Origin of the sequence: Flavobacterium sp. 22659, from assembly GCF_052044235.1 — a bacterium.
In the GTDB taxonomy this organism is placed as follows: domain Bacteria; phylum Bacteroidota; class Bacteroidia; order Flavobacteriales; family Flavobacteriaceae; genus Flavobacterium; species Flavobacterium johnsoniae.
The window spans coordinates 54259-73721 of the sequence record NZ_JBQEMU010000025.1; the positions used below are offsets into that span (position 1 = coordinate 54259).

The 19463-nt window shown below is 34.4% G+C and carries 22 protein-coding genes; 21 read left to right on the forward strand and 1 reads right to left on the reverse strand.

The genetic code is table 11. The features are described from left to right. Positions 1–102: 102 nt before the first annotated feature. Positions 103–1353, reverse strand: coding sequence for a tryptophan 7-halogenase (locus ACTJIW_RS20485; protein ID WP_121362684.1), 1251 nt, complete (start codon positions 1351–1353; stop codon positions 103–105). Positions 1354–1454: 101 nt separating this feature from the next. Here ACTJIW_RS20485 and ACTJIW_RS20490 point away from each other — a divergent pair, with 101 nt between their 5' ends. The 21 genes from ACTJIW_RS20490 to ACTJIW_RS20590 all read left to right on the forward strand — a co-directional run bounded on the left by ACTJIW_RS20490 (position 1455) and on the right by ACTJIW_RS20590 (position 19462). Continuing rightward, complete coding sequence (locus ACTJIW_RS20490) at positions 1455–2975, forward strand: HAL/PAL/TAL family ammonia-lyase (RefSeq protein ID WP_073408260.1); 1521 nt, start codon at positions 1455–1457, stop codon at positions 2973–2975. Between the two features lie 68 nt (positions 2976–3043). Further along, a complete protein-coding gene (locus tag ACTJIW_RS20495) occupies positions 3044–4273 on the forward strand; it encodes a WG repeat-containing protein (RefSeq protein WP_073408261.1) in 1230 nt (409 codons plus the stop codon). A gap of 9 nt (positions 4274–4282) precedes the next feature. After that, the gene (gene fabG, locus ACTJIW_RS20500) at positions 4283–5014 is read left to right on the forward strand and encodes a 3-oxoacyl-ACP reductase FabG (RefSeq protein WP_012023192.1); all 732 of its coding nucleotides are present in this window, start codon (positions 4283–4285) and stop codon (positions 5012–5014) included. A gap of 170 nt (positions 5015–5184) precedes the next feature. Further along, complete coding sequence (locus ACTJIW_RS20505; RefSeq protein ID WP_073408262.1) at positions 5185–6420, forward strand: beta-ketoacyl-[acyl-carrier-protein] synthase family protein; 1236 nt, start codon at positions 5185–5187, stop codon at positions 6418–6420. Beyond that, positions 6413–6667 (forward strand): acyl carrier protein, encoded by a 255-nt coding sequence (locus ACTJIW_RS20510; RefSeq protein WP_012023190.1) that lies wholly within the window; start codon positions 6413–6415, stop codon positions 6665–6667. The genes ACTJIW_RS20505 and ACTJIW_RS20510 overlap by 8 nt, the downstream gene beginning before the upstream one ends. Continuing rightward, on the forward strand, positions 6667–7545 hold the full coding sequence (locus ACTJIW_RS20515) for an LpxL/LpxP family acyltransferase (RefSeq protein ID WP_440714751.1): 879 nt from the start codon (positions 6667–6669) through the stop codon (positions 7543–7545). Before ACTJIW_RS20510 ends, ACTJIW_RS20515 begins: the two co-directional genes overlap by 1 nt. 288 nt (positions 7546–7833) lie before the next feature. Continuing rightward, positions 7834–8736, forward strand: a complete 903-nt coding sequence (locus tag ACTJIW_RS20520) for a dialkylrecorsinol condensing enzyme DarA (RefSeq protein ID WP_149205823.1) — start codon at positions 7834–7836, stop codon at positions 8734–8736. Between the two features lie 17 nt (positions 8737–8753). Further along, entirely contained in the window at positions 8754–9887 is a 1134-nt protein-coding gene (locus tag ACTJIW_RS20525) for a beta-ketoacyl-ACP synthase III (RefSeq protein WP_012023187.1), read from the forward strand. Next, positions 9887–10318 carry a hypothetical protein gene (locus tag ACTJIW_RS20530; RefSeq protein ID WP_012023186.1) on the forward strand — a complete coding sequence of 144 codons (432 nt, stop codon included), beginning with the start codon at positions 9887–9889 and terminating at the stop codon, positions 10316–10318. The genes ACTJIW_RS20525 and ACTJIW_RS20530 overlap by 1 nt, the downstream gene beginning before the upstream one ends. 63 nt (positions 10319–10381) lie before the next feature. Further along, entirely contained in the window at positions 10382–10789 is a 408-nt protein-coding gene (locus ACTJIW_RS20535; RefSeq protein WP_012023185.1) for a hypothetical protein, read from the forward strand. Further along, positions 10782–11102: a hypothetical protein gene (locus ACTJIW_RS20540; protein ID WP_012023184.1), complete on the forward strand. Its 321-nt coding sequence runs from the start codon at positions 10782–10784 to the stop codon at positions 11100–11102. The genes ACTJIW_RS20535 and ACTJIW_RS20540 overlap by 8 nt, the downstream gene beginning before the upstream one ends. Before the next feature lie 9 nt (positions 11103–11111). After that, entirely contained in the window at positions 11112–11516 is a 405-nt protein-coding gene (locus tag ACTJIW_RS20545) for a hypothetical protein (RefSeq protein WP_121362687.1), read from the forward strand. Beyond that, entirely contained in the window at positions 11517–12515 is a 999-nt protein-coding gene (locus ACTJIW_RS20550; RefSeq protein WP_440714752.1) for a BtrH N-terminal domain-containing protein, read from the forward strand. A 7-nt stretch (positions 12516–12522) separates the two neighbouring features. After that, entirely contained in the window at positions 12523–13275 is a 753-nt protein-coding gene (locus ACTJIW_RS20555) for an ABC transporter ATP-binding protein (protein WP_121362688.1), read from the forward strand. Further along, positions 13265–14548: an ABC transporter permease gene (locus ACTJIW_RS20560; RefSeq protein WP_440714753.1), complete on the forward strand. Its 1284-nt coding sequence runs from the start codon at positions 13265–13267 to the stop codon at positions 14546–14548. The genes ACTJIW_RS20555 and ACTJIW_RS20560 overlap by 11 nt, the downstream gene beginning before the upstream one ends. After that, positions 14523–14972 carry an acyl-CoA thioesterase gene (locus ACTJIW_RS20565; protein WP_440714754.1) on the forward strand — a complete coding sequence of 150 codons (450 nt, stop codon included), beginning with the start codon at positions 14523–14525 and terminating at the stop codon, positions 14970–14972. The genes ACTJIW_RS20560 and ACTJIW_RS20565 overlap by 26 nt, the downstream gene beginning before the upstream one ends. Before the next feature lie 109 nt (positions 14973–15081). Continuing rightward, positions 15082–16221, forward strand: coding sequence for a beta-ketoacyl-[acyl-carrier-protein] synthase family protein (locus tag ACTJIW_RS20570; protein ID WP_440714755.1), 1140 nt, complete (start codon positions 15082–15084; stop codon positions 16219–16221). A 1-nt stretch (position 16222) separates the two neighbouring features. Continuing rightward, the gene (locus tag ACTJIW_RS20575) at positions 16223–17221 is read left to right on the forward strand and encodes a virulence RhuM family protein (RefSeq protein WP_440714756.1); all 999 of its coding nucleotides are present in this window, start codon (positions 16223–16225) and stop codon (positions 17219–17221) included. A 26-nt stretch (positions 17222–17247) separates the two neighbouring features. Further along, positions 17248–17865 (forward strand): 3-oxoacyl-ACP synthase, encoded by a 618-nt coding sequence (locus tag ACTJIW_RS20580; protein WP_440714757.1) that lies wholly within the window; start codon positions 17248–17250, stop codon positions 17863–17865. A gap of 2 nt (positions 17866–17867) precedes the next feature. Beyond that, a complete protein-coding gene (locus tag ACTJIW_RS20585; RefSeq protein ID WP_012023174.1) occupies positions 17868–18125 on the forward strand; it encodes a phosphopantetheine-binding protein in 258 nt (85 codons plus the stop codon). Positions 18126–18262: 137 nt separating this feature from the next. Continuing rightward, positions 18263–19462, forward strand: coding sequence for a beta-ketoacyl-[acyl-carrier-protein] synthase family protein (locus ACTJIW_RS20590; protein WP_440714758.1), 1200 nt, complete (start codon positions 18263–18265; stop codon positions 19460–19462). Position 19463 lies beyond the last annotated feature (1 nt).

The following is a 19463-nucleotide window of genomic DNA, read 5'->3' on the forward strand; positions in this document are numbered from 1 at the left end:
GAACGTATAACCGTAATTCAAATTTCATTCTACTACCGACGAAACATTCCTACGGAATGAATCTCGAAATAAAAATTATTCTTTTAATCGAAAAAGCCCTAATCATTCAGGGCTTTGTTCTTTTTGCATATTTAGTAAATACGCCATATTGGCTATTACGTGATCGTGTTTCTTGACAAACGAATTTTCTTCATTCCAGACATACCCTGCTAAAACAGCGCATATTTTTTCTTTTACTTCTGGATTTTCCGGCTGGTGGAAAAACAACGTTTGCAGATTTCCTGTATACCACTCCTGTACATAAGTTGTGAAAACTGCGATACCTCGTTTCATATACTGTGTAAACTCAACTTCCCAGTCAACAGAAATTCCCTGTGATTCTTTTAAATATAATTTTGCCGCAAGCATTCCAGATTCAGTTGCAAAAGCTACACCAGATGAAAAAACCGGATCTAAAAACTCAGAACTGTTTCCAGTTAAAGCAAAACCGTCACCGTACATTCTTTTTACCGCTCTTGAGTAGTTTTCTAATTTAACCGGTTCAAACAGAAATTCTGTTCCGGCAAATCTTTTAATATAATAATCCGATTTTTGAATTGCATTTTTCAAAGCCTCGGCATTGTCTTTATTTTCAGAAAGAGAATTGATAAAATCTGTTGGTCCAACCACTCCTAAACTTGTGTTTCCATTAGAAAACGGAATTACCCAAAGCCAAACTTCAGTTTCCAGGATATCAAATGAAATTTGAGTTCCTTCTTCCCCTTCTTCTCTATTAATATCTTTTACGTGCGTAAAAATAGAAGAATGCGGATCTAATTTTGAAGGTGTATCTAAATCTAAAAGTCTTGGCAGTACACGTCCATAACCGCTTGAGTCGATAATAAAATTGGCGTGAATTTCTTTTAGATTTCCATCTTTATCTTTTACGATTGTTTTTGATTTTTTTCCTTCAAAAGAAACTTCAAGAACTTCGGTTTCAAATTCCAGATCAACACCTTTTCTAACGACTTCCTGAGCCATTGTATTGTCAAAATCTGCACGAGGAACCTGCCACGTCCAGTCCCAGCCTTCGCCAAATTTTTTGCTGAAATCAAAAACACAAATTTCTTCACCTCTAATGAAACGGGCTCCCAATTTTTTTTCAAAATTCATTGCATCTAGAGCCTCAAACAATTCTGCCTCAGCAAAATGATCCATTACTCTCGGAATTAAGCTTTCGCCAACAACGAGTCTCGGGAACTTTTGTTTTTCTACAACTTTTACCTTAACATTATTTTTATGAAGATACGATGCTGATACGCATCCGGACGGTCCGGCGCCTATTACTAAAACATCTACAAACTCCTTTGTCATAATAAGAATATTATCAATTATTAACCTACATTTGCCATCATCAAAATAACTACATTTATTTTGATAAATAAAATTAAATTAGCACAATCAAAACCGATTTAATGAATACAATTAACGAATATTTAAGTTTAGAAGAATTTGAGGCCATAATCTTTGGAAATCAAAAAGTTACAATTAGCGACGTTGTCGTAAACCGAGTTAATGAAAGTTTCAATTTCTTAAAAGAATTCTCTGGGAATAAAGTAATTTACGGCGTAAACACTGGTTTTGGACCAATGGCGCAGTATAGAATTAAAGAGTCTGATCAAATTCAGCTTCAATATAATTTAATTAGAAGCCACTCTTCGGGAACCGGAAAGCCATTAAGCCCGGTTTGTGCTAAAGCAGCAATTCTAGCTCGTTTAAACACTCTTTCATTAGGAAATTCAGGCGTTCACCCGTCAGTAATCAACCTAATGTCTGAACTTATCAATAAAGATATTACCCCTTTAATCTTCGAACACGGAGGCGTTGGTGCCAGCGGTGACTTAGTACAGCTGTCACATTTAGCTTTAGTGTTAATTGGCGAAGGTGAAGTTTTTTATAAAGGTGAAAGAAGACCAACTCCTGAAGTTTTTGAAATTGAAGGTTTAAAACCAATTCAGGTAGAAATTAGAGAAGGTCTGGCATTAATTAACGGAACTTCAGTAATGACTGGAATTGGAGTCGTAAATGTTTATCATGCTAAAAAATTATTAGACTGGTCATTAAAATCTTCTTGTGCAATTAACGAATTGGTTCAGGCTTATGACGATCATTTCTCAGAAGAACTAAACCAGACTAAACGTCATAAAGGACAGCAGGAAATTGCGTTGAAAATGCGTCAAAATCTTTCAGACAGTACTTTAATCCGTAAAAGAGAAGACCATTTATATTCTGGTGAAAATACCGAAGAAATCTTCAAAGAAAAAGTTCAGGAATATTATTCATTAAGATGCGTTCCTCAAATTTTAGGACCGGTTTTAGAAACTATTAATAATGTAGCTTCTATTCTGGAAGACGAATTTAACTCGGCAAACGATAACCCAATTATCGATGTAAAAAACCAGCACGTTTACCACGGCGGAAATTTCCACGGAGATTATATTTCGCTTGAAATGGATAAACTAAAAATTGTTATTACCAAATTAACAATGCTTGCAGAACGTCAGTTGAACTATTTATTAAATTCAAAAATCAACGAATTACTTCCTCCGTTTGTAAACTTAGGAACATTAGGATTTAATTTCGGAATGCAGGGTGTTCAGTTTACAGCAACATCTACAACGGCAGAAAGCCAAATGCTGTCGAACCCAATGTATGTTCACAGTATTCCAAACAACAACGACAATCAGGATATCGTAAGTATGGGAACTAACTCGGCAGTAATTACCTCAAAAGTAATCGAAAATGCTTTTGAAGTTCTGGCTATCGAAATGATCACTATCGTTCAGGCAATTGATTATTTAGGACAAAAAGATAAAATTTCATCTGTTTCTAAAAAATGGTACGATGAAATTAGAAATATAATTCCAACATTTAAGGAAGATCAGGTAATGTATCCTTTCGTTCAAAAAGTAAAAGATCATTTGATCAACAATTAAAAATTGATATACCAATACGCCCCAAAGAGTTTTAGTTTTTTAATCATTAAACATTGAATTTTAAAATCATGAAAAAGACACTTATTTTTTTGCTGCTGGCAAGTATTCAATTTGTTAATAGTCAAGAACTGGCTTTAGTTAAAAAGAATTCTAAAATTGGATATATTTCCAAAGACGGATCATTTAAAATCGAACCTCAATACAAATCGGCCAGAAGTTTCTCTGACGGTTTGGCTGCTGTAGAAAACGGCGGAAAATGGGGATTTATTGACAGTAAAGGAAGCTGGGTAATTCCGGCAGATTTTAAAGATGCCAAAGATTTTAACAACGGAATTGCCGTAGTACAAAAAGATAAGGAATGGGTTTATATTGATAAAAAAGGTGAAATTCAAAAAGCTCCTGCTTCAGAAAAACTATTCGATTTTAATAACGGTGTTGCTTTTATCAGACAAAACAATAAAGTAGGTTTGATTAACAATAAAATGGCCGTTGTTTTAGAACCAAAATACGATCAGATTAAATCTTTTGAAAATGGTTATGCAAGAGTAGAACTTAACAAAAACTGGGGAATCATAAATACAGAAGGAAAAGAAGTAGTGGAGCCTGCTTATGCTGAAATTGGAAACTACTTTAAAGGAACAACCTGGGCAAGAAAAGACAAAACCTTCGGATTGGTAAGCGGCGGGAAATTTACTCCAGTTGACGGAGCCGAAAAAATCTGGGATTTTGAAACTCAGGATTTGACTTTTGCTAAAAAAAATGGAAAAATTGGTTATATCGATTTAAAAGGAAACTGGGCTATTTTACCTATATATGATAAAGGAAAAGCTTTTTCAAAAAATTTAGCTCCTGTTTTAGTTGGAAAAAAATGGGGATTCATCAATCCTGAAGGAAAATTTGTAATTGAACCTACTTACAATGATGCCGAAGTTTTCAGTACAAATGGTTTAGCACCGGTAAAAGAAAGCAACTGGGGATTCATTAACGAGTCAGGAAAACTAATAATTCCAACACAATACGGCATTACTACAAATGCTATTATTGCCATGTTTGTACAACAGGACAAAGGCTTTATTGATGGAGTAGCAAGGGTAAAAAATGAAGGAAAATGGGGTTTTCTTAAACCAGACGGAACTGTATTAAGCAACCAATGGTTTGAAAATGCTGAATTATTTTCAAAATCAGCCGAAAAACCTCAGCCTGCAGCAGCTCCTGTTGAAACTCCAAAACAAGAAACAAAAACAACCAAACCAGCAGCTAAAGCGACAGCAAAACCAGCAGCTAAGAAAAAGAAATAAATTTCACTTATGAAGTGTGTATTAGTAACAGGCGGTTCCAGAGGAATTGGAAGTGCTATTTGTAAAAAATTAGCCGTTGAATCTAATTATCATATTCTGATTAATTATCATTCAAACAAAACTGCCGCCGAAGAAACATTACAAGAAATACAAAAATTAGGCGCAACCGGAGAAATTTTAGGTTTTGATGTTGCCAATTTTGAGCAGGTGCAAGACGTTCTTACACAATGGCAGGAAGCAAATCCTGAAAAATTAGTAGAAGCGATTGTAAATAATGCCGGAATTACAAAAGATGGTCTTTTTATGTGGATGACACCGCAGGACTGGAATAGTGTTATGAATACAAGTGCAAACGGATTTTTTAATGTAACGCAGTTTTTTATTCAAAAAATGCTTCGCAATAAATATGGCCGAATTGTAAATGTTGTATCAGTATCTGGTGTAAAAGGAACTGCAGGACAAACCAATTATTCAGCAGCAAAAGGTGCTATTGTTGCTGCAACAAAAGCATTGGCACAAGAAGTAGCAAAACGTAACATTACAGTAAATGCTGTTGCACCGGGTTTTATTAAAACCGATATGACAAGTGAACTGGATGAAAAAGAATTATTAAAACTGATTCCAGTAAATCGTTTTGGCGAAGCCGAAGAAGTAGCAGATTTGGTAAGCTTTTTGATTTCAAAAAAATCAAGTTACATTACCGGAGAAATTATTAATATAAATGGCGGAATATATTCTTAAGAATATTATGTTTGCGATATTATTTTTAAGTTTTTTTTAACATTGAAAATTACTTGCAATCCTGACAATTGTTGGTATTGCAGGATTAAAAATAAAAGATAGATAAAAACCTATGTGCCTTTGTTTAAAAAAATTACACTTTAAGGATTAAAAAATTACTTTGAAAGACGATGAATAAGAGAGTTGTAATTACTGGAATGGGAATTTATTCTTGTATCGGAACTTCTTTAGATGAAGTAAAAGAATCGCTGTATAATGGAAAATCAGGGATAAAATTTGATTCTGACCGAAAAGAATTTGGTTTTCAATCAGCCTTAACGGGAATGGTTCCTAAAGCTGATTTAAAAAATTTACTGACCCGCAGACAGCGTATGAGTATTGGTGAAGAAACCGAGTATGCTTATATGGCAACTATCGAAGCATTGAAAAATGCCAATATCGATGATGCTTTTTTTGAAACTCGCGAAGTGGGAATCATGTACGGAAACGACAGTGTTTCTAAAGCTATCATTGATGCTACAGATATTGTCCGCGAGAAAAAAGACACTGCTCTTATTGGTTCTGGTGCGATTTTTAAATCGATGAATTCTACCGTTACCATGAATCTTTCAACAATTTTTAAACTTCGTGGTATTAATTTAACCGTTAGTGCCGCTTGTGCAAGTGGTTCACATTCTATTGGATTGGCTTATTTTTTAATTAAAAGTGGTTTTCAGGATATTATTATAACCGGAGGAGCGCAGGAAATAAACAAATATGCCATGAGCAGTTTTGACGGACTGGGTGTTTTCTCTAACCGTGAAGGCGATCCCGAAAAAGCGTCAAGACCTTTTGATGCCGGACGCGACGGATTGATTCCGAGTGGCGGCGGTGCAACTTTAATTCTCGAAAGTTACGAATCTGCTATTGCGCGCGGTGCCAATATTATCGCCGAAGTTTCAGGTTACGGATTTTCATCAAACGGCGGGCATATTTCGACACCAAATGTCGAAGGTCCTTCTACAGCAATGCAGAGAGCATTAGATGATGCTAAACTAAAAGCATCAGATATTGAGTATATAAATGCACACGCAACTTCAACTCCGGTTGGTGATGCAAACGAAGCCAAGGCGATTTTTGAAGTTTTTGGTGAGAAAAATCCTTACGTAAGTTCTACAAAATCAATGACAGGACACGAATGCTGGATGGCTGGAGCAAGTGAAATTATTTACTCTATCATCATGATGCAGAACGATTTCATTGCCCCGAACATCAATTTAGAAAATCCAGACGAAGATGCTTCAAAATTAAATTTAGTTAAAACTACGTTAAACAAAAAATTTGACATATTTTTGTCCAATTCTTTCGGTTTCGGAGGAACCAACTCTGCATTGGTGGTTAAAAAGTTTAAATTGAACGATGAATAAAGAAGAGATTATAGCAAAAATTAATGGTTTTTTAGTTGATGAATTTGAAGTTGATAATGACGACATTGAACCAAATGCTAATTTAAAAGATACGCTTGGATTAGACAGTTTAGATTATGTTGATTTAGTAGTTTCAATTGAATCTAACTTTGGCGTAAAACTAGTTGAGGCAGATTTTGTTGGAATTTCTGATTTCCAAAGTTTCTACGATCTTATTGAAACCAAATTAAAAGCCAAAACAGCTTAATGAGTCAATGGGATGGTAAATCAAAAGGAACTGTTTTAGGTTATAGAATATTCGTTTTTTTGATAAAGAAAGCGGGTGTTAAATCTGCTTATGGTTTACTTTACTTTGTTGCTTCTTATTATTTCCTGTTTCTAAAAAAAAGCAACCGCGCGATTTTTTATTACTTTAAAGAAAGGCTTCAATATTCCGCTTTTAAATCTAAAAAAATGGTTTTCAAAAGTTACTATACTTTTGGGCAGACCATTATTGATAAAATTTCCATTTCGGCCGGAATGCGAAATAAATTCACCTATGAATTTGACGGAATCGAAATTCTAAAAAATCTTTTAGCCGAAAAAAAAGGCGGCGTTTTAATCAGCGCGCATGTTGGGAATTTTGAAATCGCAGAACACTTTTTAGGCGATATCGATCTTGATTTTCAAATCAATCTTGTTACTACAGATTTAGAACATTCGGCAATCAAAAATTATTTAGAAAGCGTTACCCAAAAACCAACCGTAAAATTTATTATTATTAAAGAAGACTTGTCTCATATTTTTGAGATCAATGCAGCTTTGGCTAATAATGAACTGGTTTGTTTTACCGGCGATCGTTATTTTGAAGGTACAAAATCTCTTTCTGAAAATATTCTCGGCAAAGAAGCCAATTTCCCGGCAGGGCCATTTTTAATCGCCTCAAGATTAAAAGTTCCGGTTGTGTTTGTGTATGTAATGAAAGAACCAAATCTGCATTATCATCTTTATGCAAGAAAAGCTACAGTAAAACACCGCGACGAAAAAGCACTTTTAAAAGAATACGTGACAAGCGTAGAAAGCATTGTAAAAAAATATCCGCTGCAATGGTTTAATTATTTCGACTTTTGGAATGATTTAAATTAATCACATATTTAACTGATGGAATAGATTTACGCAATATAAATAATGCATCTTATCTGCTTTTTTAAGAAACTGCTTAAAACATTCATCGAAAACCCATTTAATCTGTAAGAATATAAGAGCTTCATTGTATTTCTGTTTAACGTTATTATTTTTTTTAAACCTGTGAAAACCCTTTTAATCCTTTAGATCGCGGGCAATTAAAACTCCTAAACATTAATGCGTTAAACAAGAAAATTCGTTTAAATAAATTTACTTACTTTTGTCCGCAACCAAAGCAGTAAAACCTAAATGAAAAATGTTCTCGTTATTTACTATTCTCAATCAGGACAGTTAGAAACGATTGCGCAAAACATCGCAAAACCGTTTTTAAACTCAGAGAATATAAATGTAACTTTTCACGAAATCCAGCTCGAGAAGCCTTTTCCCTTTCCGTGGAATAAGGATGCGTTTTTTGATGCCTTTCCAGAATCGTTTTTACAAATTCCAACAACATTAAAACCAGTTCCTGAAGCAATTTTAAATACAAAATTTGATTTAATTCTTTTCCATTATCAAGTTTGGTATTTATCGCCGTCAATTCCAATCAATTCATTTTTGAAAAGTGACGAAGCCAAAAAAATCCTGAACAATACGCCTGTAATTACAATAAGCGGTTCAAGAAACATGTGGATTATGGCGCAGGAAAAAATAAAGACATTACTAAAAGAAGCAAACGCACAATTAGTGGGAAATGTTGCCTTAGTAGATCGTGTTGGAAATTTAATCAGTGTAATTACAATTGTAGAATGGATGTTCTCTGGAGTTAAGAAAAAATATTTAGGTATTTTTCCGCTTCCGGGAGTTTCAGAAAAAGACATACAAGAATCTCCAAAATTTGGAGAAGTAATACTTTCTGCATTTAACGAGAATAATTTAGAGCATTTACAGCCAAAATTAGTAGAAATTGGGGCAGTAAAGATCAGTCCGTATTTAGTGACGGTGGACAAAACGGCCAATAAAATTTTCAATAAATGGTCAAACCTTATTTTTAAAAATCAAAAAAACCGAAAAAAGCTTCTAAAAGTATTTAATGTTTATTTATTCTTGGCAATTTGGTTAATCTCACCAATAGTGTATATATTGCACTTTATTTCCTACCCTTTTAAGTTAAAAACCATAAAAAGAGAAACTCAATATTATCAAGGAGTTTAGAAGACTATTTTTAGATTATGTTTGAAGTATATATCACAAAAGCTGCAAAATATTTGCCAAACGAAGCTGTTTCGAATGATGAAATGGAAGCCTATTTAGGTCTGATCAATGATACTGCCTCAAAAGCAAGACGTATTATTTTGCGCAATAACAAAATTACAAGCCGTTATTACGCTGTTGACAAAACAGGAAAAAGCACACACAGTAATGCCGAATTAACGCGAAATGCTATTTTACCGTTATTCGACGAAAATTTTACGCCTCAGGATTTAGAAGTACTTTCATGCGGGACCTCAACTCCTGATATTTTTCTGCCTTCGCATGCTGCGATGGTTCATGGTCTGCTAAAAAATAAATCAGTAGAATTAAACTCTTCAACGGGAGTCTGCTGTGCCGGAATGAACTCACTTAAATTTGGTTTTCTTTCGGTACGATCTGGAAATTCAAAAAATGCAATCTGTACAGGATCTGAAAAAGTTTCAACCTGGCTGAATGCTCAAAAATACAATCACGAAACCGAAAACTTAAAAAGTCTTGAAGAACAGCCTATCATTGCATTCAAAAAAGATTTCTTAAGATGGATGTTATCTGACGGTGCCGGTGCATTTTTATTAGAGAATAAACCCAAAGGGCCAATCTCTCTTAAAATAGAATGGATGGAAGCTTTTTCGTATGCTTACGAATTAGAAACCTGTATGTACGCCGGAGGAGATAAACAAGAAAATGGAGAAATCAAAGGATGGAGCGATTATGCACCAGAACAATGGTTAAACGAATCTGTTTTCTCAATTAAACAAGATGTAAAATTATTAGATGAATTTATCCTTACCAAAGGTGCAGACAGCATGAAAGAGGCAATGGATAAAAACAACATCAAATCTGAAGATATTAATTATTTCATTCCTCACGTTTCATCTAACTTCTTTGTTGAAGGATTAAAAAAAGGATTAAGCGAAAAAGGAATTGGAATGAGTGACGAAAAATGGTTCATGAATCTTTCAAGAGTAGGTAACGTAGGTTCTGCCTCAATTTACCTGGCTTTAGAAGAATTAATGAATTCAGGAAACCTGAAAAAAGGAGATCACATTCTTTTATCAGTTCCGGAAAGCGGAAGATTTTCTTTCGCTTATGCCTATTTAACAGTTTGCTAATGGAAACAATGGCTTCTTTAGAAAAAGAAATGGTAGAAAATTTACTGCCGCAAAAGTTCCCTTTTGTGATGGTCGATGCCATGCATTCTTATACCGAGACTTCTTTAGTTTCTGGTTTAAAAATTCAGCAGGATAATATTTTTGTAAAAAACAATATTTTTTTAGAAGCAGGTTTAATTGAGCATATGGCACAATCTGTGGCATTACATACCGGATATCAATATTTTTTAAGAAACGAAACAGCACCAACAGGCTATATAGGTTCTATTAAAGAAATTGAAATTAAAAAACTGCCTCAATTAAACAATACCATTCAATCTGAAGTTACTATTCTGCAGGAATTTGCAGGAATAACTTTGGTGAATATTGTTACGACATTAAATAATGAAGAAATTGCAAACGGACAGATGAAAACCGTTTTAGCTAAATAATATAGAATTTTGAATCCCGTAGTTGACATACAAAATTATTTACCGCACCGGGCACCATTGCTTATGGTAGATTTAATTCTGGAAATTGATGCCAACTTTGTAGAGACCATTTTTTTGATAAAAGAAGACAATATTTTTGTTCAGGATAATGTTTTTATTGAAGCGGGTTTAATCGAAAACACGGCGCAGACTTGTTCGTCTATTGTTGGGAAAAAATATTTTTTTGATGAAGACGGAACAGAAAATGAAAACGTAAATGTAATTGGATTTATCAGTGCCTTAAAAAATGTAAAAATTCATTCGCTGCCAAAAGTCGGCGACACGATAATTACCAAAGCAGATTTAGTTTCAAAATTCGCTGGCGACGATTACACTTTATGCACGATGAGCTGCAGCAGCTCTGTCGAAGACCAGATACTCTTAGAATGCGAAATTAACTTGTTCATTCAAAAAACAGTTTCGGTTGGGTAATTCAAAAAAAATCATTTTACATCTCGTAATCCGAATCGGAATTTTGATTCTTTTACTTGCATTACTTTTCGCATTTTGGTATTTTACCTATGATCCTCATAAGTTTTGCGATGAAACCGGACACAAACATGTCGATGGCGGATTGGGATTATTCATCATGGGGTTTATAATAACCCAGATGTTTTATGCAGGAATGCTGATCGAAATGATTTATTTATTTGTAAAAAAACAACGAACTCTGGCTTTCGCCAATCTGGGATTTTTAATAATTAGTTTATGTATAGTTTCAGTCTGTATGTTTCTAATAAATTAAATTAGCAATATGGAAAAAGATAAAGTACCACAAGACACCAGCAATTTAACCAAAAATAACGTCAAAGAGCTTTTATACGCAACCGACGAAAATGGCAACTATACCACAACCTTAAGTACAGGCTGGGAACCCAAAACAATTGCATTATCGAATTCTATCGATGAAATAAACGAACGTATTGCCGAGGCCAGACAACAGGTTTTAGATGGCGAAGTAAGTCCGATTGTTTATTTTATGGAAATCAACAAAATGGATCTTACTATTTTATCAAGCTATGTAGGATTCTGGAAATGGCGTGTAAAAAGACATTTTAAACCAAGTGTTTTTGCCTCATTAAGCGATAAAGTGCTGCAGAAATATGCCGACACTTTTGAAATTTCAATTGACGAATTAAAAAACAGCATTACCAAATAAATGGAATTAACTTTCACACATCATCAGTCTGCTCATTGTGAGAATGGAGTAGCGTCGAATCTGCTAAAAAACAGCGGACTAAACATCAGCGAACCGATGGTTTTTGGTATTGGCTCTGGGCTGTTTTTTGTATACCTGCCTTTTATAAAAGTGAATTATGCTCCGGCAATCAGCTACAGAACTCTGCCTGGACAAATCTTTAATAAAGTAGCAACCCGTTTAAACCTAAAAATAAAAAGACAAAAATTTTCATCGGTATCAAATGCAAATAAAGCATTGGACGAAAATTTAAAAAATAATATTCCAACCGGATTACAAGTCGGTGTTTACAATTTAAGTTATTTCCCAGACGAATACCGTTTTCATTTTAACGCGCACAATTTAGTAGTTTACGGAAAAACCGATAAAGATTATTTAGTGAGTGATCCTGTAATGGAAACCGTTACAACTTTAACACACGAAGAATTAGACAAAGTGCGTTTTGCTAAAGGTGCTTTTGCACCGCGCGGCCAAATGTATTATCCAATTCAAGTTCCAAAAGATGTCGATTTAAAAAGTGCCATCATTAAAGGAATAAAAAATACCTGCCGCGATATGCTGGCGCCAATGCCAATTGTAGGTGTTCGCGGTATCAAATTTGTTTCTAAGCAGATTAGAAAATGGCCTATAAAACACGGTACTAAAAAAGCCAATCATTATCTGGCGCAAATGGTTCGTATGCAGGAAGAAATAGGAACCGGAGGCGGAGGTTTCCGTTTTATTTATGCCGCATTTTTACAGGAAGCTTCGGTTGTTTTAGGTAATGAAGAACTAAAAGAACTTTCTAAAGAAATGACAAAAATTGGCGATTCATGGCGAGATTTTGCCGTTGAAGCTTCGCGAATTTATAAAAACAGAAGTGCCAAGGAAGACGCTTACAATACTATTGCCAATGAACTTTTGGATATTGCCAATAGAGAAGAAATCTTTTTTAAAAAATTAAAAAAAGCGATCAGCTAAACATATTTTGCAGCCTATAATTAAAATAGAATCCCTTTCGAAAAAGTACAAAGAAGCAGATCAGTATTCTTTGAACGATGTTTCGCTGGATATAAACGAAGGAGAAGTTTTTGGTTTATTAGGCCCAAACGGTGCCGGAAAAACAACCCTGATTTCAATGCTCTGCGGATTGGTAAAACCAACATCAGGACATTTTACCATAAATGGTCTAGACTATCAGCATCATTCTTCAAAAATTAAAAAAATAATAGGCGTTGTTCCTCAGGAATATGCCTTATACCCTACTCTTACAGCGAGAGAAAACCTGCATTATTTTGGAAGTATGTACGGTTTAAAAGGTTCAGATTTAAAAGATAAAGTAATCGAAACTTTAGACCTTTTGGGATTATTAAAATTTGCCGACAAACCTGTTGGAACTTTTTCCGGCGGAATGAAACGCCGTGTGAATTTGATAGCCGGAATTCTGCATAATCCAAAAGTTTTATTTTTAGACGAACCAACTGTTGGAGTTGATGTACAGTCTAAAAATGCGATTATGGATTATTTAAAAGTATTAAACCAAAACGGCACCTCTATTATTTATACTTCGCATCATTTAGCTGAAGCCGAAGATTTCTGCAGCACGATTGCGATTATTGACAGAGGCCAGATTTATACAAAAGGAACACCTTCAACCTTAATTAATTCTGTTAAAGATGCCCGCAATCTCGAAGACGTTTTTATTTCATTAACCGGTAAAGACTTGAGAGATGCTATATAAAATTTGGATGTCGATCGTAAAAGAATTTTTACTGCTTAAACGCGATTTAGGCGGATTGATTATTCTGTTTATAATGCCGTTGGTTTTGGTTATTACCGTTACATTAATTCAGGACAGCACTTTTAAAACCGTAAGCGATTCTAAAATTCCAATTTTATTGGTGGATAACGACAAAGGTTCTGTTTCGAAAACTGTTTTTGAAAATTTAGAAAAAAGCAATCTGTTTAGTGTTGTAACACAAATCGATAATAAAACAATTAGTGAAGATGTTGCCAGAGAAAATGTTTTCAAAGGAAAATTTCAATTGGCAATTATAATTCCCGAAAAATTAAGCTCTGATTTACAAGCCAAAGTAGATCAAAATGTCGAAAAAATTGTCAGCAATTTAGGTTTTGCAGATAGTACAGCGGCAAGCGAACCGCAGCGCATTATCAAAGAAAAAGAAGTAAAACTGTATTTTGATCCGGCAGTGCAGATGAGTTTCAAAAATGCGGTCATGAGTTCGATTGACAAAATGATTTCGCAGATCGAAACCAAATCAATTTACACCACTTTCGAAAAACAATTAGGAGAAGGAAGCACCAATTTTGAGCAGAAAAATTTCATTTCTTTTAAAGAGATAATTCCAAAGATAAACAACAAAGAAATTCGTCCAAATTCGGTGCAGCATAACGTTCCCGCGTGGACACTTTTTGCGATATTTTTCATTGTAATTCCGTTATCGATTAATATTGTAAAAGAAAAATCACAGGGAACTTTTGTTCGATTAAGAACCAATCCAGTTTCAAATTTAGTAGTGATTATTGGTAAAACTATCACGTATTCTGTAATCTGTATGATTCAGTTTTATATGATGGTTGCCGTTGCAGTATTTTTATTTCCATCCATCGGACTGCCGTCTTTAAACATCGAAGGTCATTTAGCATTGATGAGCGTCGTTGCCTTATTTTCAGGTTTTGCTGCCATTGGATTTGGAATTTTATTAGGAACCATTGCAAGCACACAAGAGCAATCGGCTCCGTTTGGTGCAACTAGTGTTATCATTTTAGCGGCAATTGGCGGTATCTGGGTTCCGGTTTTTGCCATGCCCAACATTATGCAGATTATTGCCAAATCGTCTCCAATGAACTGGGGATTGGATGCTTTTTATGACGTCTTGTTACGCAACGTTTCTTTCCTTGAAATTATCCCAAAAATAAGTTTGTTATTTTTGTTTTTCATTCTCACAACAGCCATCGCATTATTTTATGATAAAAAGAAAAGAGCAGTTTAAAGAAGCTGAAAATTTAACCGTTTCACACGAAATCAGAATTCGTTTTAACGAAACTGATCCGCTTGGAATTGTTTGGCACGGCAACTACATTACCTATTTTGAAGATGGACGTGAAGCTTTTGGACGTGAACACGGATTGACCTATCTGGATATTGCCAAAACCGGATATACAACGCCAATTGTAAAATCGACCTGCGAACATAAATTATCTCTGCGTTACGGCGATGTAGTAACAATTGAAACAACAGTTGTTGACACGCCCGCAGCCAAAATGATTTACCGTTTTAAAATTATTGACGATAACGGAGAAGTAGCCTGTACTGGCGAGACGACTCAGGTTTTTTTAGATAAAGAAGGAAATTTAATGCTGACCAATCCGCCATTTTATGAAGAATGGAAACGAAAAGTCGGCTTGTTGAAATAAAACACGAATTGCACAAATTAGCACGAATTAAAAATAAATAATTTGTGTAAATCCGTTTGATCTGTTAAATCTGCGTGCCATAAAAAACACGCTGGAATAAAATCATAAAATGTTAAGAGAAATATACATTACAGAAACCAATTGTATCACGCCATTAGGTTTTGATGTCGAATCAAATGTTGAAGCGATTCTTCGCGGTGATTCTGGCATTCAGCTTCATAATGATATTTCTTTAATGCCCAATTCATTTTATGCTTCAATTATTAATAATGAAAAGATAAACAGTGCTTTCTCAAAAATCAGTAATGAGACAAAATATTCCCGTTTAGAGAAAATGATGATTTTGGCTTTAGAGCCAATTATCAAAAAATCAGGAGTTGAACTAAATTCAAAAACAGCTTTTATACTTTCTACCACAAAAGGAAATGTTACGGCTTTAGCAAATGATTCTGAAGAAAGTTTCAACAACGCACATTTAGATGTTCTAGCTAAAAACATTTCAGATTTCTTCGGATTCAAAACACAGCCCATTGTAGTTTCAAATGCCTGCGTTTCCGGAATTTTAGCAGTTTCAATTGCCAAAAGAATGATTCAGTCTGAACTTTACGACAATATTTTTGTAGTGGCAGGCGACGAAGTTTCAGAATTTGTTTTGTCTGGATTTAATGCTTTCCAAGCGATGAGCGAACTGCCTTGCAAACCGTATTCTAAAAACAGAACCGGAGTAAGTTTAGGCGAAGCAGCAGCCGCAGTTTTAGTTTCGGCGGAAGCCAAAAACGCCAAAATAAAAGTGATTGGCGACAGTTCGATAAACGATGCGAATCATATTTCGGGTCCGTCAAGAACTGGTGAAGGTTTGTTTCGAAGTATTCAAAATGCTTTGAAAGAGGCAAAAATCGAAGCCGAAAAATTAGATTATATTTCTGCCCACGGAACCGCAACGCCTTATAATGACGAAATGGAAGCCATTGCTTTAAATCGTTTAGGGCTGCAAAATGTTCCTGTAAATAGTTTAAAAGGATTTTACGGTCATACATTAGGCGCTTCGGGATTATTGGAAACGGTAATTGCAATAGAATCTGCTAATAAAAATAGGCTTTTTGAATCAAAAGGTTATGATGAAATTGGAGTTAGTGAAACCGTAAATGTTATTGAAAAAAATGAAGATGCTAATATTGAATATTTTTTGAAAACAGCTTCTGGATTTGGAGGTTGTAATACGGCTGTGGTTTTTGAAAAGATGAAATGAAATGGAAAATAAGGAAACTAAATTTATTATTTACGACAATCCTAATGGAGAAGTCAGAGTTGATGTTTTTGTGCAAGACGAAACAGTTTGGCTTACACAAAAAGCAATGGGTGAATTGTTTGGTGTAGTAAAATCGACAATTAGTGAGCATATTACAAATACGTTTGAATCTAACGAATTACAAAGAGAAGCAACTGTTCGGAATTTCCGAACAGTTCAAAAAGAAGGTGAAAGATTAGTTAATAGAGAATTAGAATATTATAATCTTGATGTAATAATTTCAGTTGGTTATCGCGTAAATTCAGCGAAAGCCACACAATTTAGAATTTGGGCAACTCAAACCCTAAAAGAATATATAATCAAAGGTTTTGTTTTAGATGATCAACGTCTAAAACAAGGACAAACAGTTTTCGGTAAAGATTATTTCAAAGAATTATTGCGTAGAGTACGTTCAATCCGAGCTAGCGAACGTCGAATTTACCAACAAGTAAGTGATATTTTTGCAGAATGTAGTATTGATTATGATAAAAACTCAGAAGTTACCAAAAGTTTTTATGCTATGGTTCAAAATAAATTTCATTTTGCTATAACAGGAAATACGGCTGCAGAAATTATCCATAATAATGCAAATAAAACCAAAGATAATATGGGACTTACTACTTGGAAAAATGCTCCAGAAGGAAGAATTATAAAATCAGATGTAATTGTTGCTAAAAATTACTTACAAGAGAAAGAAATTAATCAATTAGAAAGAACAGTTACAGGTTACTTTGACTATATAGAAGGTTTAATTGAAAGAGAAAACACTTTTACGATGGAACAATTGGCTGAAAGTGTTAATAAATTTCTTTCTTTCAATGAATACAAAATATTAGAAGGAAAAGGAAAAATATCCAAAATCCAAGCAGATAAAAAAGCAATTAAAGAATATGATGAGTTCAATAAAACTCAAAAAATAATTTCAGATTTTGATAAAGAAATAAAGAAAATCAGAAAATAAACAAGGTGTTTTCATTACTTAATTAAATGACTCAAAATAAAACCAACATACAATCCTACATCACCATCCAAAACAACGAAATTGTTTTGAACGGAACTTCTGTATTCAAAATTGAACCGACAGATTTTGCTGATTTCTCTAAACAAGCGTATCGTAGTTTTGAAATGCAGTATCCAAAGTTTTTTAAAATGGATGCTTTGAGCAAACTGGCTTTTCTAGGATCTGAATTGCTTTTGAGTCCGATAACTTCAGAAGAAAAAGAAAATAATATCGCTTTGGTTTTAGCCAATAAATCGTCGAGTTTAGATACTGATGTAAAATATCAGGAATCCATTTCAGACAAAGAAAACTATTTTCCGAGTCCGGCGGTTTTCGTTTATACGCTGCCAAATATCTGTCTGGGCGAAATAAGTATCCGTCATCAGCTGAAAAGTGAAAATTCTTTCTTTATATTTGACACCTTTAATACCGAATTCATGTCGAATTATTCTAATATTCTTTTGAATACGAATAAAGCAGATATCGTTTTGTGCGGCTGGGTAGAATTTTTTAATGACAATTATAAAGCTTTCCTCTGCACTATAAGCAAAGAAGAAAACACAAAATATACAAACGAAACTATCAATACATTATATAATAAATAATCATGGAAGCATTAAAAGAAGAATTGAAAAACAAAATTATCACAACTCTAAACCTTGAAGATATAACAATTGAAGACATTGCTGATAATGATCCTTTGTTTGGAGATGGTTTAGGTTTAGACTCGATTGATGCACTTGAATTGATCGTGATTTTAGATAAAGATTACGGAATTAAATTAGTAGATCCGAAAGAAGGAAAAACAATTTTCCAGTCTATTGAGACTATGGCTGCGTATATCAGCGCTAACAGAACGAAATAATTTTAGATTTTAGACTTCAGATTTTAGATTCCAATAGGAAATCTAAAATCTAACCTGTTTTAAAATCCGTCAACTTTGTCAAAGTTTGAAACTTTGACAAAGTTCTAGAATCTAAAATCAAAACTCTAAAATCTAAAATGGCAAAAGGTGTTGCAATAACGGGAATGGGAATTATCTCCGCAATCGGGAATTCGGTTGAGGAAAACTACCATTCATTAATCGAAAATAAAATCGGGATTTCCCGTATCTCCAATATTTCTACAGTTCATGCAGATGTTATTAAAGTGGGGGAAATTAAAAAAACCAACGATGAACTGATCAGCGAACTGGAATTAAACAGCGATAATAATTTTTCGAGAACCGCTATGATTGGTACTTTGGCAGCAAAACAAGCTGTTGAAAATGCCGGCATTACCTCTATCAACGAATTTAGAACCGGACTTATTTCGGCTACTAGTGTAGGCGGAATGGATATGACAGAGAAACATTATTACGATTATTTCGAAAAACCGGAATTGGTTAAATATATTACCTGTCACGACGGCGGCGATGTTGCTGAAAAGATTGCCGAAGAACTGGGTTTAAAAGGAATGGTTTCGACAATCAGTACCGCTTGTTCGTCTGCAGCCAATTCAATTATGCTGGGTGCGAGATTAATCAAAACCGGAAAACTGGATCGCGTTATTGTTGGCGGAGCTGATGCTTTGTCAAAATTCACCATCAACGGATTTAAGACTTTGATGATTTTATCTGACGATTACAACAAACCTTTTGACAATAACAGAAAAGGATTAAATCTTGGTGAAGCTGCTGCTTTTTTGGTTTTAGAATCGGATGAAATTGTCGAGAAGCAAAATAAAAAAGTACTGGCAAGAGTTTCGGGTTACGGAAATGCCAATGACGCTTTTCACCAGACGGCTTCTTCTGAAAATGGAGACGGTGCTTTTCTGGCGATGAAAAAAGCTTTTGAAGTTTCGGGTTTAAAACCTTCTGAAATTGACTACATCAACGTTCACGGGACTGCAACGCCAAATAACGATTTATCTGAAGGAAGAGCTTTACGCCGTATTTACGAAGAAGAAAAAGTTCCGGATTTTAGTTCTACAAAACCGTTTACTGGTCATACTTTAGCAGCGGCAGCGGCAATTGAAGCGGTTTACAGCGTTTTGGCAATTCAGAATAATGTTGTTTATCCAAATTTGAATTTCGAAACGCAGATGGAAGAATTTGACTTAACACCACAGACTTCTTTAATAAATAAAAATATCGAACACGTTTTATCTAATTCTTTCGGATTTGGAGGAAACTGTTCAACACTTATATTTTCAAAAAGCTAAA

What these genes read in the sequence shown, in the direction of transcription:
- ACTJIW_RS20485 (WP_121362684.1), bottom strand. Translation starts at nt 1,353, where the DNA reads ATGACAAAGGAGTTTGTAGATGTTTTAGTAATAGGCGCCGGACCGTCC.
- ACTJIW_RS20490 (WP_073408260.1), top strand. Translation starts at nt 1,455, where the DNA reads ATGAATACAATTAACGAATATTTAAGTTTAGAAGAATTTGAGGCCATA.
- ACTJIW_RS20495 (WP_073408261.1), top strand. Translation starts at nt 3,044, where the DNA reads ATGAAAAAGACACTTATTTTTTTGCTGCTGGCAAGTATTCAATTTGTT.
- fabG (WP_012023192.1), top strand. Translation starts at nt 4,283, where the DNA reads ATGAAGTGTGTATTAGTAACAGGCGGTTCCAGAGGAATTGGAAGTGCT.
- ACTJIW_RS20505 (WP_073408262.1), top strand. Translation starts at nt 5,185, where the DNA reads ATGAATAAGAGAGTTGTAATTACTGGAATGGGAATTTATTCTTGTATC.
- ACTJIW_RS20510 (WP_012023190.1), top strand. Translation starts at nt 6,413, where the DNA reads ATGAATAAAGAAGAGATTATAGCAAAAATTAATGGTTTTTTAGTTGAT.
- ACTJIW_RS20515 (WP_440714751.1), top strand. Translation starts at nt 6,667, where the DNA reads ATGAGTCAATGGGATGGTAAATCAAAAGGAACTGTTTTAGGTTATAGA.
- ACTJIW_RS20520 (WP_149205823.1), top strand. Translation starts at nt 7,834, where the DNA reads ATGAAAAATGTTCTCGTTATTTACTATTCTCAATCAGGACAGTTAGAA.
- ACTJIW_RS20525 (WP_012023187.1), top strand. Translation starts at nt 8,754, where the DNA reads ATGTTTGAAGTATATATCACAAAAGCTGCAAAATATTTGCCAAACGAA.
- ACTJIW_RS20530 (WP_012023186.1), top strand. Translation starts at nt 9,887, where the DNA reads ATGGAAACAATGGCTTCTTTAGAAAAAGAAATGGTAGAAAATTTACTG.
- ACTJIW_RS20535 (WP_012023185.1), top strand. Translation starts at nt 10,382, where the DNA reads ATGGTAGATTTAATTCTGGAAATTGATGCCAACTTTGTAGAGACCATT.
- ACTJIW_RS20545 (WP_121362687.1), top strand. Translation starts at nt 11,112, where the DNA reads ATGGAAAAAGATAAAGTACCACAAGACACCAGCAATTTAACCAAAAAT.
- ACTJIW_RS20550 (WP_440714752.1), top strand. Translation starts at nt 11,517, where the DNA reads ATGGAATTAACTTTCACACATCATCAGTCTGCTCATTGTGAGAATGGA.
- ACTJIW_RS20560 (WP_440714753.1), top strand. Translation starts at nt 13,265, where the DNA reads ATGCTATATAAAATTTGGATGTCGATCGTAAAAGAATTTTTACTGCTT.
- ACTJIW_RS20565 (WP_440714754.1), top strand. Translation starts at nt 14,523, where the DNA reads ATGATAAAAAGAAAAGAGCAGTTTAAAGAAGCTGAAAATTTAACCGTT.
- ACTJIW_RS20570 (WP_440714755.1), top strand. Translation starts at nt 15,082, where the DNA reads ATGTTAAGAGAAATATACATTACAGAAACCAATTGTATCACGCCATTA.
- ACTJIW_RS20575 (WP_440714756.1), top strand. Translation starts at nt 16,223, where the DNA reads ATGGAAAATAAGGAAACTAAATTTATTATTTACGACAATCCTAATGGA.
- ACTJIW_RS20580 (WP_440714757.1), top strand. Translation starts at nt 17,248, where the DNA reads ATGACTCAAAATAAAACCAACATACAATCCTACATCACCATCCAAAAC.
- ACTJIW_RS20585 (WP_012023174.1), top strand. Translation starts at nt 17,868, where the DNA reads ATGGAAGCATTAAAAGAAGAATTGAAAAACAAAATTATCACAACTCTA.
- ACTJIW_RS20590 (WP_440714758.1), top strand. Translation starts at nt 18,263, where the DNA reads ATGGCAAAAGGTGTTGCAATAACGGGAATGGGAATTATCTCCGCAATC.